General features: G+C 70.2%; 18 protein-coding genes. 10 read left to right on the top strand and 8 right to left on the bottom strand.

Features of this window, described 5'->3' with window-relative positions; genetic code table 11:
* Positions 1 to 95: PLP-dependent transferase (locus ACWCPW_RS23250; RefSeq protein WP_449763660.1), on the top strand; the 95-nt coding region annotated here is incomplete at its 5' end.
* Between the two features lie 317 nt (positions 96 to 412).
* Here the strand turns inward: ACWCPW_RS23250 and ACWCPW_RS23255 are convergent.
* The 3 genes from ACWCPW_RS23255 to ACWCPW_RS23265 all read right to left on the bottom strand — a co-directional run bounded on the left by ACWCPW_RS23255 (position 413) and on the right by ACWCPW_RS23265 (position 2,458).
* Positions 413 to 907, bottom strand: a complete 495-nt coding sequence (locus tag ACWCPW_RS23255) for a hypothetical protein (RefSeq protein WP_449763528.1) — start codon at positions 905 to 907, stop codon at positions 413 to 415.
* 256 nt (positions 908 to 1,163) lie between these two features.
* Entirely contained in the window at positions 1,164 to 1,856 is a 693-nt protein-coding gene (locus ACWCPW_RS23260) for a hypothetical protein (protein WP_449763529.1), read from the bottom strand.
* Positions 1,853 to 2,458, bottom strand: coding sequence for a hypothetical protein (locus ACWCPW_RS23265; protein ID WP_449763530.1), 606 nt, complete (start codon positions 2,456 to 2,458; stop codon positions 1,853 to 1,855). Before ACWCPW_RS23265 ends, ACWCPW_RS23260 begins: the two co-directional genes overlap by 4 nt.
* 338 nt (positions 2,459 to 2,796) lie before the next feature.
* Here ACWCPW_RS23265 and ACWCPW_RS23270 point away from each other — a divergent pair, with 338 nt between their 5' ends.
* From ACWCPW_RS23270 to ACWCPW_RS23285, 4 genes are all read left to right on the top strand, one after another.
* Positions 2,797 to 3,294, top strand: a complete 498-nt coding sequence (locus tag ACWCPW_RS23270) for a MarR family winged helix-turn-helix transcriptional regulator (protein WP_449763531.1) — start codon at positions 2,797 to 2,799, stop codon at positions 3,292 to 3,294.
* Between the two features lie 163 nt (positions 3,295 to 3,457).
* Positions 3,458 to 4,681: a threonine ammonia-lyase gene (ilvA, locus tag ACWCPW_RS23275; RefSeq protein WP_449763532.1), complete on the top strand. Its 1,224-nt coding sequence runs from the start codon at positions 3,458 to 3,460 to the stop codon at positions 4,679 to 4,681.
* Between the two features lie 314 nt (positions 4,682 to 4,995).
* Positions 4,996 to 6,027, top strand: a complete 1,032-nt coding sequence (locus tag ACWCPW_RS23280; protein WP_449763533.1) for an ATP-binding cassette domain-containing protein — start codon at positions 4,996 to 4,998, stop codon at positions 6,025 to 6,027.
* Positions 6,027 to 6,887 carry an ABC transporter permease gene (locus tag ACWCPW_RS23285; protein ID WP_449763534.1) on the top strand — a complete coding sequence of 287 codons (861 nt, stop codon included), beginning with the start codon at positions 6,027 to 6,029 and terminating at the stop codon, positions 6,885 to 6,887. The genes ACWCPW_RS23280 and ACWCPW_RS23285 overlap by 1 nt, the downstream gene beginning before the upstream one ends.
* Positions 6,888 to 7,007: 120 nt before the next feature.
* On the opposite strand, the gene greA is transcribed toward ACWCPW_RS23285, so the two are convergent.
* Both greA and ACWCPW_RS23295 read right to left on the bottom strand, forming a co-directional pair.
* Positions 7,008 to 7,505: a transcription elongation factor GreA gene (gene greA, locus ACWCPW_RS23290; RefSeq protein ID WP_395873297.1), complete on the bottom strand. Its 498-nt coding sequence runs from the start codon at positions 7,503 to 7,505 to the stop codon at positions 7,008 to 7,010.
* A 261-nt stretch (positions 7,506 to 7,766) separates the two neighbouring features.
* Entirely contained in the window at positions 7,767 to 8,153 is a 387-nt protein-coding gene (locus ACWCPW_RS23295) for a DUF4307 domain-containing protein (protein WP_449763535.1), read from the bottom strand.
* A gap of 170 nt (positions 8,154 to 8,323) precedes the next feature.
* On the opposite strand from ACWCPW_RS23295, the gene mca reads away from it, so the two are divergent.
* Complete coding sequence (gene mca, locus ACWCPW_RS23300; RefSeq protein WP_449763661.1) at positions 8,324 to 9,178, top strand: mycothiol conjugate amidase Mca; 855 nt, start codon at positions 8,324 to 8,326, stop codon at positions 9,176 to 9,178.
* 121 nt (positions 9,179 to 9,299) lie between these two features.
* Positions 9,300 to 9,539 carry a hypothetical protein gene (locus tag ACWCPW_RS23305; protein WP_449763536.1) on the top strand — a complete coding sequence of 80 codons (240 nt, stop codon included), beginning with the start codon at positions 9,300 to 9,302 and terminating at the stop codon, positions 9,537 to 9,539.
* Between the two features lie 74 nt (positions 9,540 to 9,613).
* Here the strand turns inward: ACWCPW_RS23305 and ACWCPW_RS23310 are convergent, their stop codons facing one another.
* Together ACWCPW_RS23310 and ACWCPW_RS23315 are read right to left on the bottom strand one after the other, a co-directional pair.
* The gene (locus ACWCPW_RS23310; protein WP_449763537.1) at positions 9,614 to 10,309 is read right to left on the bottom strand and encodes a hypothetical protein; all 696 of its coding nucleotides are present in this window, start codon (positions 10,307 to 10,309) and stop codon (positions 9,614 to 9,616) included.
* Positions 10,310 to 10,353: 44 nt separating this feature from the next.
* Entirely contained in the window at positions 10,354 to 10,599 is a 246-nt protein-coding gene (locus ACWCPW_RS23315; RefSeq protein WP_449763538.1) for a hypothetical protein, read from the bottom strand.
* 169 nt (positions 10,600 to 10,768) lie between these two features.
* Here ACWCPW_RS23315 and ACWCPW_RS23320 point away from each other — a divergent pair, with 169 nt between their 5' ends.
* Both ACWCPW_RS23320 and ACWCPW_RS23325 read left to right on the top strand, forming a co-directional pair.
* A complete protein-coding gene (locus ACWCPW_RS23320; RefSeq protein ID WP_449763539.1) occupies positions 10,769 to 11,641 on the top strand; it encodes a helix-turn-helix domain-containing protein in 873 nt (290 codons plus the stop codon).
* A complete protein-coding gene (locus tag ACWCPW_RS23325) occupies positions 11,638 to 11,826 on the top strand; it encodes a DUF397 domain-containing protein (RefSeq protein WP_449763540.1) in 189 nt (62 codons plus the stop codon). The genes ACWCPW_RS23320 and ACWCPW_RS23325 overlap by 4 nt, the downstream gene beginning before the upstream one ends.
* A 96-nt stretch (positions 11,827 to 11,922) precedes the next feature.
* On the opposite strand, the gene ACWCPW_RS23330 is transcribed toward ACWCPW_RS23325, so the two are convergent.
* A complete protein-coding gene (locus ACWCPW_RS23330) occupies positions 11,923 to 12,474 on the bottom strand; it encodes a class IV adenylate cyclase (protein ID WP_449763541.1) in 552 nt (183 codons plus the stop codon).
* A gap of 193 nt (positions 12,475 to 12,667) precedes the next feature.
* On the opposite strand from ACWCPW_RS23330, the gene ACWCPW_RS23335 reads away from it, so the two are divergent.
* Positions 12,668 to 14,731: a thioredoxin domain-containing protein gene (locus tag ACWCPW_RS23335; RefSeq protein ID WP_449763542.1), complete on the top strand. Its 2,064-nt coding sequence runs from the start codon at positions 12,668 to 12,670 to the stop codon at positions 14,729 to 14,731.
* Positions 14,732 to 14,931 lie beyond the last annotated feature (200 nt).

Here is a 14,931-nt window from a genome sequence, read left to right on the forward strand (position 1 = left end):
CCCCGCTGGAAGTCCCCGGCGACCTGGTCCGCCTCTCCGTCGGCATCGAATCCGCCGACGACCTCCTGGCAGACCTGGAACGAGCACTGGGCTGAGCCCGGCGGCCGTCCTGCGGCCCGCGCGCCCTCGAACACCGGGCGGCCCGACGTGGCCGGGCCGGCCGGCATCAGGGCTCGCGGGCCGCCGAGTCCACCGAGCGGGCACAGTTGCTACTTCGGTGCGGGTTGCACGGCGCTACCGGGACACCAGTTGTTCGCATCGTCCGGACGGGTGTGCTTGTTGGCCTTGCCGTTGCCGTCCACACCGACCCGCTGTTTGCACGTCGTGCATTGCCACTGGGATGCCGCTTGCCTGGGGGCCACGTTTTTGCCTTCCCGACGCAGGTACGTGCAGGGGCGCGCCGTTCCTGGATTCAGATGGTGTCCGGACACTGGTAGGCCGCTCCGGGGCGACCACCAGAGCTGTAGGCGTCCTGGAAGTTCACGCGGATCTTCGCCCCGCTGTGCCAGCGGAGTTCCAGGCCGTAGGGGATCGCACCCACCGGGTTCTCCTGGGAATAGCGCGTACTCACTTGCAGGAGCTCGGGACTTCCGCTGTTGACCACCAGAGCGGCCAGCCACTCCTCGATGTCGGCAACCTCGACCTTGGCCCCATCGATCGTGGGCACCGAGTCGACGTGTGCCGGCGGCTCACCCCGAACCTCGGTCTCCGGTTGGGCGTACTGGTCGCCCTGTGCCGACTCCGCGGTGATGCTCAACTCGACCGTGGCCCCGTTCCGCAGCCGGAACGAGACTCCGTACGGACCCGGACGAGGAGCCTTCTGCTCACCGGCCTCGGTGCGGATCGCAACATCGGTGACCGCGCCGGACTGCCTGAGCAGCTCGGCCAACCAGGGCTCAAATCGCACGGGACGCATGAGTACCTCTCGACGGGGGCGGAATTCAGCAGTCTAGATTGGGGGGCCGACTGCTCGCGGGACGTCGAATACGAGGCGAAGTTCTCCTGTGCTCCGCCGGTCGGTCCGGGCGATGGCCGCTCGCCCGAAATCGACCGGCGGCGGGGCGGTCAGGCCTGGTGAACGTCGGCGATGAACGCGTGCGGAACGGGTCGCGTGCCGAACCGTTCCGGTGTCCGAGCGGGTCGGGTGGAGTTGTCGCAGGCGCTCAGCGCGTCGTGTCTGCGCAGGGGGTGCAGGCGGTGATCAGGTTGCCGGTTTCGTCGTAGACGGTGATCGAGATCGGGATGTCGGTCGTGTAGGTCCACAGGTAGGCGACGCCGGGGAGGCCGGGCGGTCGGCTCAGGCGCATCTGTCGGGCGCCCGTGGGGTCGCGCAGTTCGCCGCGGACCGCCGGGGCGGGCATGCTCTGGCCGACCAGGATCGCGACCACCAGGCGTTGACCGGTGGGCGCGTACACGCCCGGGTCCAGGGTCGCCGTGTCCAGCCGGCCGGGCGTGGGCAGGAATCGGCACGTCGAGGGTTCTTCCTCGGCCGTCCCGCCCAGACACCACGACGAACCCCGCTCCGGGCCCGCGTCGCCGATCCACACCGAGCCGCCCAGGCCGACGTCGGTGCGAACTCGCAGTGGCGCGATGTTCTCGATCGGCCCCACGGGCGTGGGCGTCGGCGCCGGCGGCAGACCACTCCCGCCGCCGGTCCCGGGCGTGGCCAACCACAACCCGCCGGCCACCGCGCCGGCCAGCGCGCACGAACCGATCACGTGCCGCAGCCGTCGGCGGTGCGCCCGCCGTCGCACCCGTCGCGCCAGGTTCGCGGGCAGCGGCCGATACGGGAACTCCGGCGGCTCGGGCACCTCCTCCGCGTCCGCCGACCCGGGCGGCGACACCGTCACGCTCATCGGACCGTCTCCGCTCGGACCGTCTCCGCTCGGACCGTCTCCGCCGGGACCGTCTCGACTCGGACCGTCTCCACCCGCACCATCTGTGCTCCGACCGTCTCCGCTCCGACCGTCTCCGCCCGAACCGTCCCCACGCTCGCCCCCGCCCCGGATCCGTCGCGCGAGAGCGTGCCGCCGGCCAGTACCTCGGCCAGCCCGCGCCGCCACGCGCGGGCCACCGTCTCGATCGGCAGCCCCAACGCCTCCGCCGCGTCGTACTCGTCCAGGCGCGCGTACAACCGCAGCACCACGGTGGCCCGCTCGACCCGGCCGAGCCGGTCCAATGTGGTGAACGGCTCGCCCGCGTCGGGGTGTTCGCCGCGATATCCACGCGGTCCCGGACGCCACGGGTCCAGGTACCCGGCCAGCAGCGCCCGCCACGCGGTGCGTACCGGATCCTGGTCGGGTAGCCGGCTCCAGTTCACACAGGTGTGCGCCAACGCGCGCTCGACCCGGCGTTCGGCGCGCTGGCGGTCACCGGTGAGCAGGTCGGCGGCCCGCAGCAGTTGCGCGCCGACGCTGTGGACGAAGACGTCGAACTCGCGAGCGTCGCGCTTGTGCACGGTTCCTCCCGCAGATCCGCCGAGCGGATGTCCGGCCGGCCCGATGCCGTCGCCGCTCACTGTGAGGCTGCCCCGCCCCCGTTCGGGTAGTCGCGAGTCGCGACATGTCGGTCCTCGAGATCGCGCCGCGCACCGCGCCCCAGCCGACGCCGACCGCGGTTCCGCCCGACATCCGGCCGCGGTCGCACCCGCCGGCGACGGCGACGACACCTCCCGGTATATCGGCGCGGCAAAACCCGGGACGGCAATGCGGGGTGGAATCACCCGGTCGAGGCCCGGTGATCCCGGTCCGCGCAATATCCTTCGGAGCACCACATCCGATCGACGAACGAGCGGCGATGACTCCGGACCAGGCCCATGACGACCCCACCGGCTCTGCCGACCCGCTCTACGACCGCCTGCAGCACGAGGTGGCGCTGTTCGCGCGTCGTGCCGAGCAGACCCGGCTCGGCGCCGTCGGCGAACTGCGCAACTCGATGGACCGCGCGGCCTATCTGCTGCTCGGCCGGCTCGAAGCGGGTGGGCCGATGGGCGTCAAGGCGCTCGCGCAGGCGATGACGATCGATTCGTCCACGGTGACCCGGCAGGTCACCCCGTTGGTCGAACAGGGCCTGGTGGATCGGGTGCCCAATCCCGACGACGGTCGCGCCGTACTGCTCGAACTCTCCGCCGAGGGCCGGGACCGGCTGCACCAGGTGCGGCACGCCCGGCAGCGCCTGATGGCGGAGATCTGCGAAGGCTGGAGCATGGACGACCGCGAGCGGTTCACCGAGCTGCTCACCCTCTTCAACGCCTCGATGGAACGCCGCCAGAGCCGGAACCCGTCCGGCTCCTGAACCGGGCCCCAACCGCCTGAACCGCCTCCCGAACCGGCTCCGGAACCGAGGCCCGCACCACCTCCCCAACCCCGGGCCCGACCCGCCTCCCGAACTCCCGTGACCACCGGGACGGGAGGAGACCCAGCGCATCCGCATGTGCGGTTGGTGCGACACTCGGCGTATGAGCAGTCCTGCCCCGGCCACGGTGACCCTGCACGACATCCGGATCGCGCGAAAGATGCTGGAGAGCGTCGTTCGCGAGACCCCGATGAGGTCGTGTCGGGCGTTGACCGACCGCATCGGCGCGCCCGTCCACCTCAAATGCGAGAACCTCCAGCGCACCGGATCCTTCAAGATCCGCGGCGCATACGTGCGGATCGCGGGCCTGTCCGAGTCCGAGCGCGCGCGGGGCGTGGTGGCGGCGAGCGCCGGCAACCACGCGCAGGGCGTCGCGCTCGCGGCCCGCACCCTGGGCGTCGCGTCCACGGTGTTCATGCCGGCCGGCGCGCCGCTGCCCAAGGTGGCCGCGACCCGCTCGTACGGCGCCGAGGTGATCCTGGGCGGCGAGAACGTCGAGCACGCGCTGGCCGCCGCGCGGGCCCACGCGGACCGGACCGGCGCGGTGTTCATCCACCCGTTCGACCACCAGGACGTGGTGGCCGGCCAGGGCACCGTCGGCCTGGAGATCCTGGAGCAGTGCCCCGAGGTCAAGACCATCCTGGTGGGCACCGGCGGCGGCGGCCTGCTGGCCGGAATCGCGGTCGCGGTCAAGGCACTTCGCCCCGACGTCAAGGTGATCGGCGTACAGGCGGCGTCCGCCGCCGCGTACCCGCCCTCGCTCGCGGCGGGCGCGCCGGTCTCGCTGCCCTCGTTCGGCACGATGGCCGACGGCATCGCGGTCGGGCGCCCCGGCGAGGTGCCCTTCGCGCTGATCCGGGAGCACACGGACGGTATCCGTACGGTCGGTGAGGAATCCCTGTCGCAGGCGCTGCTGCTGTGCATGGAGCGGGCCAAGCTGGTGGTCGAGCCGGCCGGAGCCGCGTCGGTGGCGGCACTGCTGGAGGCCGGCGAGCCGATCGAGGGCCCGGTGGTGGCGGTGTTGTCCGGCGGCAACGTGGACCCGCTGCTGATGCTCCGGGTGCTGCGACACGGTCTGGCCTCGGCCGGCCGCTACCTGTCGTTGCGGGTACGGATCCCGGACAGCCCCGGCGCGCTGGCCACCCTGTTGGGTCGCCTGGCCGAGACCGACGCCAACATCGCCGCGGTGTCGCACGTGCGCACCGACGCGACGCTGCGGGTCGGCGAGGCGGACGTGGACCTGCAATTGGAGACCAAGGGCCGCAGCCACTGCGCGGCGGTGGTGGAGGCGCTGTACAGCGCGGGATACACCGTCGGCAAGAGCTGAGGCGACGGCGACGCGGGGCGCCGCCTCGCGCGGCGGAGGTCGCAACAGGCGGCGGGGTGGGGCGAGTCGGCGATGTCGGCGCCGTGTGCTTGGCTGTTGGGCCAAGCCATGTCCGTCCACGGAGGACGCGGCCGAGAGGTATCCGGGGTTCGCCGACGCACGACCAGGCGATTCCGGTGGGCTGTCATCCGGACACGAAGAGTTACGCTTCCGGAGAAAAGCGGTCGCATGCTCGGTGCGTTGGGCGCATGGTGGAGATCTGAATCGATCGGCCCGCCCCCATGCCCCATCCGCACGAGGAGTGATTCACCGACATGCAGGAAGCGATCGTCGCCGAAGGTCTGGTCAAGACCTTCGGCTCGGTCCGAGCGCTCGACGGCGTGGACGTGAGTGTGCCCACCGGCACCGTCCTGGGCCTACTCGGACCGAACGGCGCAGGCAAGACGACATGTGTGCGAGTGCTGACCACCCTGCTCCAACCCGATTCCGGGCGAGCCGTGGTGGCCGGTCACGATGTGCTCAAGAATCCCAACGCGGTCCGCCGCTCGATCGGCCTGTCCGGCCAGTTCGCGGCCGTGGACGAGTATCTGACCGGCCGCGAGAACCTTCGGATGGTCGGCGAGCTGTATCAGCTCAGCGGTCGTGACGCCAAGCGTCGGGCCGACGAACTGCTGGCCCAGTTCGACCTGTCCGAGGCGAGCGACCGGCCCGCCAAGACCTATTCGGGCGGCATGCGCCGCCGGCTCGACCTGGCGGCGGCACTCGTGGTCAGCCCGCCGGTGATGTTCATGGACGAGCCGACCACCGGGCTCGACCCGCGCAACCGCATGGCGCTGTGGCGGGTGATCGAGGAACTCGTCGCGGGCGGCACCACGTTGCTGCTGACCACGCAGTATCTGGAAGAGGCCGACCACCTCGCGAACGACATCGCCGTGGTCGACCACGGCAAGGTGATCGCGCGCGGCACCGCCGACCAGCTCAAGGCCAAGGTCGGCGGCGAGCGGGTCGAGGTGGTCGTACACGACGCGGAGCGCATGGCCGACGCGAGCGAGATGCTGACCTCGTTCGGCAAGGGCGAGTTGGGCGTGGTCAAGCTCCAGCGGCGGATCACCGTACCGGTGACCGGCGGCGCCAAGCTGCTCGCCGAGATCATCCGCGAACTCGACGCGCGCGGTATCGAGATCGACGACATCGGGCTGCGCCGACCCACCCTGGACGACGTGTTCATCGCGCTCACCGGCCATGCCGCGGAGTCCGAGACCGGCAACGGCGCGGGTGGGGACGACGTCGAAGAGACGACCGAGGACGGCCCGCAGCGCGGCCGCGACAAGGCGGTGAAGCTGTAATGGCCGTGCTGACCAAGACCTCCGTAGCCACGCCCGTGGCCCGCGGCGGCGTGGCCCAGTCGCTCCGCGACTCCCTGGTCATCGCCCGCAGGAACCTGATTCGGATGACCAGGATTCCGGAGATGATCCTTTTCGGGGTCATTCAGCCGGTGATGTTCGTGGTGCTGTTCACGTACGTCTTCGGTGGCTCGATGAAGATCGGCGACAGCACCGACTCGGACGTCTACAAGAACTTTCTGATGGCGGGCATCTTCGCGCAGACCGTCACCTTCGCCACCGCGGGATCGGCCGCCGGTATCGCGGACGACATGCAGAAGGGGCTCATCGACCGGTTCCGCTCGCTGCCCATGGCGCGTGGTGCCGTCCTGACCGGCCGTACGGTCGCCGATCTCGCCCAGACGGCCATCACGATGCTCGTGCTCGCGAGCGTCGCCCTCCTCGTGGGCTGGCGCACCGGCTCCGCCGAGCCGACCACCGCCGGGCGGATCATGGCCGGCTTCGGCCTGCTGCTCCTCCTGGGCTACGCCTTCACCTGGATCGGGGCGCTGATCGGCCTGTCCGTACGCACTCCGGAGGCGGCGACCTCGGGAGGAATCATCTGGCTGTTCCCGGTCACGTTCATTTCGAACGCCTTCGTGGACTCCAGTCAGATGACGCCCTGGGTGCGGCACATCGCCGAGTGGAACCCGTTCAGCGCGACGGTGCAGGCGGCCCGAGTGCTGTTCGGCAATCCGGGTGTCGTGCAGTCCGACGCGTGGCCCATGCAGCACCCCGTGTGGGCGTCGCTGATCTGGTCGGCCGTGATCATCGTCATCTTCCGGGCGCTCGCGGTGCGCAAGTACCTCCGGGCGACCGGCTGATGCCTCGCTGAGGATCGAGCCGAGTTCCGCACTCCAGGCCCCGGGAAAGCAAGCGGCCCGGCCCCCGGAATACCGGGAGCACGGGCCGCTTGGGGTCGGCACTCAGCCTGGGGTCGGTGCTCAGCCCTTGTAGGGCTTGGCCGCCAACACCTCGACGCTGGTGCTCTTGCCGTTGGGCAGCGCGAACGTGGCCTTGTGGCCGACCGTCCGGCCGTTGATCGCCTTGCCCAGCGGCGACTGCGGCGAGTAGACGTCCACGTCGCTCACCGCGTCCTCGCGCGAACCGAGCAGGAAGGTCGTGGGGTCGTCCTTGTCGCCGTTGAAGATGACGGTGACGACCATGCCGGGCTCGACGACGCCGTCGTCCGCGGGGGCCTCGCCCACCTTGGCGTTCTGGAGCAGGCCGATGAGCTGGCGGATCCGCAGCTCCTGCTTGCCCTGTTCCTCCTTGGCCGCGTGGTAGCCCGCGTTCTCCTTGAGGTCGCCTTCCTGGCGGGCCTCTTCGATCTTCACGGCGAGCTCGGAACGGCCGGGACCCGACAGGTGTTCCAGCTCGGCCTTGAGCCGGTCGTACGCCTCCTGGGTGAGCCAGGTGACGCTTTCGCTGGTCTGGGTCACGGGGTGCTCCTCGTAGGTCTGCGACAGGGGTTGCGTACACGGTGCGTACGAATGAGGTACACGCGGTCCGACCGGCCGTCCGGGCGGGCCCGGTCGGCGGAGGGGGTCACATATACCAGCGCCCCCTCACCGTCCGCGGTGTGAACACCTCGGGTCGTGAGGGGACGAAGCTTCGAGAGTAACAATCTCCCGACGTCTCGGGCAGTCACGCACACCCGGGTGACACGGGACACGATCGGCCGACGACATCGGCACCGCCGCTCAGCCGACGGTGTGACAATCCTCCAGCTCGGCGGTGTTGGGCCGGCCCATGGTCTGCAGCGTCTCGATGCGCTCGATGTGCTTGTCGCCCTTGGCGAAACGCAGTTCGCGGCGACCCACCTCGGCGCCGCCCACGTCGCGCGAGCGCAGCACGCAGACGGCTTCCTTGTCGCCGTCCTTGCGGATCTCCACCTGGACCTCCACCGAGGAATCCGAGGTGACCTTGAAGCTCGGAATAGACCCGCGTACGCCGGGGTTCGCCACATCGAGGCCGATCCACACCGTCCCGGCCACGAGCACGACCATGAAGACCGCGAACGCGATCCGCAACTTTCGATCGCTTCGGGTGGCGCCCTTGCCGTAACGGGTGACGGGCGTTGCGCTCACCGGGTCTCCTGCGGGACGGGCCCGGGTTTGCGCCCGAGCGAGATCTATCGGCCACTATATGTCCGGTGCAAGAGCGGCCTTCGACAGGTCCCGGCGGTACGACCCGGCGGCTGGGACACGGGGCACGGATGAGGAGCGACGTTCCGGTGAGTGACGATCGGCTGAGGCTGATGGCGGTGCACGCGCACCCCGACGACGAGTCGAGCAAGGGCGCGGCCACCATGGCGCGCTATGTCGCCGAGGGGGCCGAGGTCCTCGTCGCGACCTGTACCGGCGGCGAACGCGGCTCGGTGCTCAACCCCGCTCTCCAGGGCAACCCGGAGATCGAGGCCAACATCCACGAGGTGCGCCGCAAGGAGATGGACGCGGCGCGCGAGATCCTGGGTGTACAGCAGGCGTGGCTGGGTTGGGAGGACTCGGGACTGCCCGAGGGCGACCCGCTGCCGCCGCTTCCGGACGGTTGCTTCGCGGTGCTGGACGTGGACAAGGCGGCCGAGCCGCTGGTTCGGCTGATCCGCGAGTTCCGTCCGCACGTGATCACCACGTACGACGAGAACGGCGGCTACCCGCACCCCGACCACATCCAGACGCACAAGATCACCATGGTGGCGTTCGACGCCGCGGGTGACCCGGACGCGTATCCGGAGTCCGGCGAACCGTGGCAGCCGCTGAAGCTGTACTACAACCAGGGCATCTCGCGCGCGCGGATCGAGGCGCTGCACGAGGGCATGCTCGGTCGCGGCCTGGAGTCGCCGTACGGCGAGTGGCTCGAGCGCTGGGGCGACCGCGACGAGCGCGACATCACCACGCGCATCCCGTGCGCCGACTGGTTCGAGACGCGCGACCGGGCGCTGATCGCGCACGCCACCCAGGTGGACCCGGACGGCTTCTGGTTCCGGGTGCCGCTCTCGGTGCAGCGCGAGGTGTGGCCGACGGAGGACTACGAGCTGGTCCGTTCGCTGGTGGACACGGATCTGCCGGAGGACGACCTGTTCGCGGGCGTACGGGTGGGCGTGCGGCGCTGACCACCCGCGGATGACCGTACGAGGGCCCGGAGCACGATTCTCCGGGCCCTCGGTGCATACGTCCCGCCGATCGGATGTCACTCTTGTTCACAAGGGGTTCCGATCCAGGAGGTAGTTCGTCATGACACCGCTCGCGCTCCAGCTCGCGGTCGAGGAGAGCAAGGTCACGCCCGGCCTGCTCGGGTTCGTGGTGGTCGCCGCGATCGCGGTCGCCACCTGGCTCCTGCTCAAGTCGATGAACAAGCAGCTCAAGCGGGTGGACTTCGACGAGGACGGCAAGCCGGGCAGCACCGCCGACCGGGCGGCCGAGTCCGAGCGGACCGCCGAGTCCAAGCGGGACAAGGGCGCGCCCGTCGCCTGACCGGCCGAATCACCCGCAATCCTTGCCCCGTACACCGTCGGCGGTCGCAGGCGTGGTGCGCGAGGGCGGGGCGGTCACGGGTGTGCGGACTCGGCCCTGTCCGGGTCCTCGGCGTGGTGCGGGATGAACGGCGGATCGTCCCAGTCGGCCACGGGGCCGGTCGGAAGGTCGCGTTCGAGGTCGGCGAGCAGGGCGAACCAGGCGGGTCCGGTGCGTGGTTGCACGGTCGCGAGCGTGCCGTTGGTGACGGCCCACGTCTCCATGATGTCGCCCGGTGGGCGGTGGGCCGGGTCCTCCTTCCCGACGTAGCGAACCCGCCGGTACAGGCGCGGGGGCGGCAACCGGACGATCACCAGTGTCGGCAGCCGGCAGGTGAACTCGACGCCGTTCATGGCGCGCAGGTAGGCGCTTCGACCGTTGACGGCGGTGAGGGTGCCCTCCCGCCCCGTGCGGCCGTCGCGGCACCAGGCGTCCCGGTAGCGCTCGACGAAGGCGGCGGCCTTGTCGATCTCCTCGCCGGTCGACCAACCCGGTACGCGGTGGGCCGTCGTGTCCGGGTGGAGTCTCGGCCGTGCCTCGCGGTAGGGCGGCTCGGCGCGCACCAGGGCGGTCGATGTACCGAAGGCCCACCAGATGGTGGAGGTGTCCGTCGGCTCGGGCCCACTGCGGGCCGGCTCCGGAATGGGAAGCCGCAGCCGCGCGTCCGGCACCCGTTCGAGTGCCGAAATCCCGGCCGGGCCGGGGCGAATGTCGTCGCGATCATCTGTCATCGGGACGGGTCCTTTCCGTTGGGGGCACGAGGGCCCGTCGGCACTCAACGCGCCTGTCCTTCGGCCGCGTTCGCCGGTATCGCTTCGATGCACGCGACGGGCGCCCGCCACTCCAACGCGGACGGCATCCGCGCGTAGGCCGTGGACCCGATGACGTCGACCAGGACGCCGCACACCCCCGACCGGGTGTCGCACACCTGTTTTCCCACCAGCTCGTCCAACAGCCGACGCCCTTCGGGGCTCGGCTCCAGCGCATCAGATTTCACGCGCTGCTGCCCTTTTGTGGACATGCCTGTACCTCCGTTCGCGACGTTCCGTGTGCACGGGGTCGCTGACAGCAGTTTGACTGGAAACCCAACCGGAACGCAACGTTTCCGTAGGAAACGTGCGTCGTGTTCGGATCGGTACCAGGTGTGCAGGCAGAACGGGCACACTGTCGCTGGAGGGAGAGGGGATCACGTGGCCGCAGAGCAGCCGCCGACCGTCCGACGTCGCAAGCTGGGATCGGACCTGCGTCGACTTCGAACGGCAGCGGGGAAGTCACTGGATGACGCTGCCGCAGTCCTCGAATGCCACAAGACCAAGGTGTCGAGGATCGAGAACGGTCGCCTGGCCGTGCGAGCGCGCGATGTCCGAGATCTGTTGGATCTCTATGAGGTGACCGACCCTCAACTACGGGCCACGCTTGAGAGGCTTGCGCGCGAAGGCAAAAAGCGTGGATGGTGGGAAGAATTCGGTACTCTGCTGCCGCCCAAATCCGTTGGCTACCTCGGGCCGGAATCGGATGCGAATTACATCCGGGCGTTTCAGATGGTTCTGATCCCGGGGCTACTTCAGACCGACGAGTACACGCGCGCTGTCGTCAACGCCAACCCGGACTCGAGTCCGGATGCGGTGGAAGCGTTGTTGCACGTCCGCAAGGAGCGGAAGGCGATTCTGACCAGGGACGACCAGCCCGTCCGCTTCTGGGGAATCGTTGCGGAGTCGGCCCTGCGGCTGCCTGTCGGCGGGCGCGGCACCATGGCCGCTCAGCTCTGGCACCTGTGGGACATGACGCAACTTCCGAATGTCACACTCCAGGTACTCCCCGAGTCCAGGGGCGCACATCCGGGAATGAGTGGATCATTCGTGATTTTCTCATTTCCTCTCGTTGGTGACACGGACGTCGTGTACGTGGAGAATCTGACGAGCGCGCTGTACCTCGAAGAAATGACCGACACGCGAAATTTCACTCTCGTTTTCGACGAGCTGCGGTCGATCTCTCTCACGCCTGCGGAATCGGTAGAGTTCATTGAAAACGCGGCCAAGCTACTAGCCAAGGAATCACCATGATAGAAAGCAACGTCGGGCCGTGGCGAAAGTCGAGCTACAGCGACCACTCCGGCGAATGCGTGGAAGTCGCACCGACTCACACGACCACGGATGTGCGTGACGGCAAGGATCCCGGCGTCGGGCGTCTGGCCTTCCCGCCCGCGTCGTGGTCCGCCCTGACCGACGCTCTGCGGCTCGACGCCTGACGAAGCTCGACCGCCGGTCGATTTCGGGCGGACCGTAGTCGCCCGGACTGACCGGCGGAGCACAAGTCGCGTCCGGTGGGAGCGCCGGCCTCTCCGCTACCCGGCGTTCGGGAAGAGGAGGGTGGGCTCGGCGAGGATGTCGCGTCCGGCCTCGCTCTTGTAGATCTCGTCCACGCTGCCGAACCTGGCCTCGGCGTAGTCGAGTTCCACAAGCGCCGCGCCCCCGCGGACGGATGCCTCGTCGGGGCCCTCGATCTCCACGAAGGTGGGGAGATCCGGCCAGGTGTCGAAGTCGAAGGCGACCTCGCCCAGACGCCACTCCTCGCGATAGTTCTCCTGGTAGCGAACCTCCCGGAGGCCCAGCCCGCAGAGGATCTCCGCCATGGCGTGCAGGTCCGCGACCTCGGTCTCGATCTCCGTCGTGCCGTCGATCCTGGTGGAGTCGGTCACCCGCTTGAGGGTGAGCGTGGACCGGGTGCCCTCGTCCCGCAGACGCAGCCACGCACCGCCGTCGAGCGCCTGGCTCTCGAAGATCCAACGCTTGAGGAGAGTCCGGGGAAACGCCTGGACGGCACCCAGCCCGATCAGCTTGTCCCGGAGGCCGGCGACGTCGACGGCCAGGAACTTCGCCTCGTACTCGTGCTTCATCGATCCTTCTTCCCATAGCGGAGCAGGGTGCGTGCACCGGCCGCGACGAGGGCCGGGCCCGTGCGCCGACCGCCGGCCGCAGGCCCCCCGCACACGCCGACGCGGGTCCCCGTGCGATGCGGACGCCGGACTCGACTCGCTCGACGCGGGCCGGTTGGTGGGTCGGTGGGGTTCGGCGCGCGAGGATGGTTCCATGCCGAATCGTCTCGCTGGGTCCACATCGCCGTACCTCCTCCAACACGTCGACAACCCCGTCGACTGGTGGCCGTGGGGTGAGGAGGCGTTCGCGGAGGCCCGCCGCCGTGATGTCCCGATCCTGCTCAGCGTCGGGTACAGCGCGTGCCACTGGTGCCACGTGATGGCCCACGAGTCCTTCGAGGACGAGGCCACCGCCGCGATCGTCAACGCGAACTTCGTCGCCATCAAGGTGGACCGCGAGGAACGCCCGGACGTGGACGCGGTCTACATGGAGGCCACCGTTGCGATGAACCACGGCCAGGGCGGCTGGCCGATGACCGTGTTCGCGACGCCCGACGGCGAGCCGTTCTACTGCGGCACCTACTACCCGAGCGAGGCGCGCCGGGGCATGCCCTCGTTCCGGCAGGTGATGTACGAGATCAACAAGGCCTGGGTCGACCGCAACGACGAGGTGCGCCGCACCGGCCTGCAGATCGCCACCTCCCTGGCCGCCCCGCGCGACCTGCACACGGGAGACGACGCACCCACCGCCGAGGACCTGGACATCGCGCTGACCCTGCTCGCGCGCGAGTACGACCGCGTGCACGGGGGCTTCGGCGACGCGCCCAAGTTCCCGCCGTCGATGGTGCTGGAGTTCCTGCTGCGCCACCACGCCCGGACCGAATCCGAGGCGGCCCTGGAGATCACCCAGGAGACCTGCGAGGCGATGGCCCGGGGCGGGATCTACGACCAACTCGGCGGCGGCTTCGCGCGCTACTCGGTGGACGCGGCGTGGGTGGTGCCGCACTTCGAGAAGATGCTCTACGACAACGCCCAGTTGATCCGGGTGTACACCCATCTGTGGCGGGCCACCGGGAGCGAGTTCGCCCGCCGGATCGCGCTGGAGACGGCCGACTTCCTGGTTCGCGAACTGCGGACCCCCGAGGGTGCGTTCGCCTCCGCGCTGGACGCGGACAGCCCGGACGCCGAGGGCAGGTCGGTCGAGGGCGCGTTCTACGCCTGGACCCCGGCGCAACTGATCGAGGTGCTGGGCGAGGAGGACGGCACGTGGGCGGCCCGCGTGTTCGCGGTCACCGAGGAGGGCACCTTCGAACACGGCATGTCCGTCCTGCAGTTGCTCGACGACCCCGAGGACGTCGAGCGACTGACCGACGTGCGGGCCAGGTTGCTGGCCGCGCGCGAGGAGCGGGCCCGACCGGGCCGCGACGACAAGGTGGTGGCCGCGTGGAACGGGCTGGCCATCGCGGCACTGGCCGAGGCCGGCACCCTGTTCTCCCGCCCCGACCTGCTCGACGCCGCGCTCGCCGCGGCCGACCTGCTGCTCGCGGTGCACCTGGGCGGCGACGAGGACGACGAACTCGGCGACCGGCTCGTGCGCACCTCGCGCGACGGCCGACCGGGCCCGAACGCGGGCGTCCTGGAGGACTACGCGGACGTCGCCGAGGGCTTCCTCACGCTGTACGCGGTGACCTCGGACGACGCGTGGCTGACCTTCGCCGGCGTGCTCGTGGACGTGGTGCTGGGGCACTTCGTGGACGAGGACGGCGCGTTCTACGACACCGCCGACGACGCCGAGGAACTCTTCCGCCGACCGCAGGACCCCACCGACGGGGTCACCCCGTCCGGCTGGACCGGTGCGGCCGGCGCCCTGCTCGGCTACGCGGCGCACCTGGGCTCGGAGGACCACCGCGAGGCCGCCGGACGCGCGCTCGGCCTGGTACGGATGCTGGCCGCCCGGGCGCCGCGGCAGATCGGCTGGGGCCTGGCGGTCGCCGAGGCGTGGTTGGACGGGCCGCGCGAGATCGCCGTGGTCGGCCCGCGCGACGACGACGCGACCTGGGCGCTCTACCTGACCGCGCTGATGTCCACCGCCCCCGGCGCGGTGGTCGCGATGGGCGACCCGGCCGAGGAGTCGCCGGTACCGCTGCTGCGCGACCGGCCGCTGGTGGACGGCCTGCCGGCGGCGTACGTGTGCCGGCACTTCACCTGCGACGCCCCGGTGACCGACCCGGAGCAGTTGGCCGAACAGGTGCTGGCAAAGGCGGTCGCCCGGGCCTGAGCCCGACGCCCGGCCGCGTTGCTCGTCCGCTACGCGGCCGGACCGGCGCGTCCCCTACGGGTCCGGGTCCGCCGGTCGCTCCGCGCCGGGTTGCTCGGCCCCTACGGGGCGGGTCGCACGTCCGCTGCGCGGCCGGGTCCGGGGTCGGGCCGGGCGCTGCGCGTCGGGTTGGTCGTGTGGTGCGGGGGTGGCGGGCGCGT

The sequence above is a fragment of the Embleya sp. NPDC001921 genome (assembly GCF_053594475.1).

Excerpts from the sequence above, each read along its gene's own strand:
- ACWCPW_RS23260 (WP_449763529.1), bottom strand. The coding sequence starts at position 1,856 with ATGAGCGTGACGGTGTCGCCGCCCGGGTCGGCGGACGCGGAGGAGGTG.
- ACWCPW_RS23270 (WP_449763531.1), top strand. The coding sequence starts at position 2,797 with ATGACTCCGGACCAGGCCCATGACGACCCCACCGGCTCTGCCGACCCG.
- ilvA (WP_449763532.1), top strand. The coding sequence starts at position 3,458 with ATGAGCAGTCCTGCCCCGGCCACGGTGACCCTGCACGACATCCGGATC.
- ACWCPW_RS23280 (WP_449763533.1), top strand. The coding sequence starts at position 4,996 with ATGCAGGAAGCGATCGTCGCCGAAGGTCTGGTCAAGACCTTCGGCTCG.
- ACWCPW_RS23285 (WP_449763534.1), top strand. The coding sequence starts at position 6,027 with ATGGCCGTGCTGACCAAGACCTCCGTAGCCACGCCCGTGGCCCGCGGC.
- mca (WP_449763661.1), top strand. The coding sequence starts at position 8,324 with ATGGCGGTGCACGCGCACCCCGACGACGAGTCGAGCAAGGGCGCGGCC.
- ACWCPW_RS23305 (WP_449763536.1), top strand. The coding sequence starts at position 9,300 with ATGACACCGCTCGCGCTCCAGCTCGCGGTCGAGGAGAGCAAGGTCACG.
- ACWCPW_RS23310 (WP_449763537.1), bottom strand. The coding sequence starts at position 10,309 with ATGACAGATGATCGCGACGACATTCGCCCCGGCCCGGCCGGGATTTCG.
- ACWCPW_RS23315 (WP_449763538.1), bottom strand. The coding sequence starts at position 10,599 with ATGTCCACAAAAGGGCAGCAGCGCGTGAAATCTGATGCGCTGGAGCCG.
- ACWCPW_RS23325 (WP_449763540.1), top strand. The coding sequence starts at position 11,638 with ATGATAGAAAGCAACGTCGGGCCGTGGCGAAAGTCGAGCTACAGCGAC.
- ACWCPW_RS23330 (WP_449763541.1), bottom strand. The coding sequence starts at position 12,474 with ATGAAGCACGAGTACGAGGCGAAGTTCCTGGCCGTCGACGTCGCCGGC.
- ACWCPW_RS23335 (WP_449763542.1), top strand. The coding sequence starts at position 12,668 with ATGCCGAATCGTCTCGCTGGGTCCACATCGCCGTACCTCCTCCAACAC.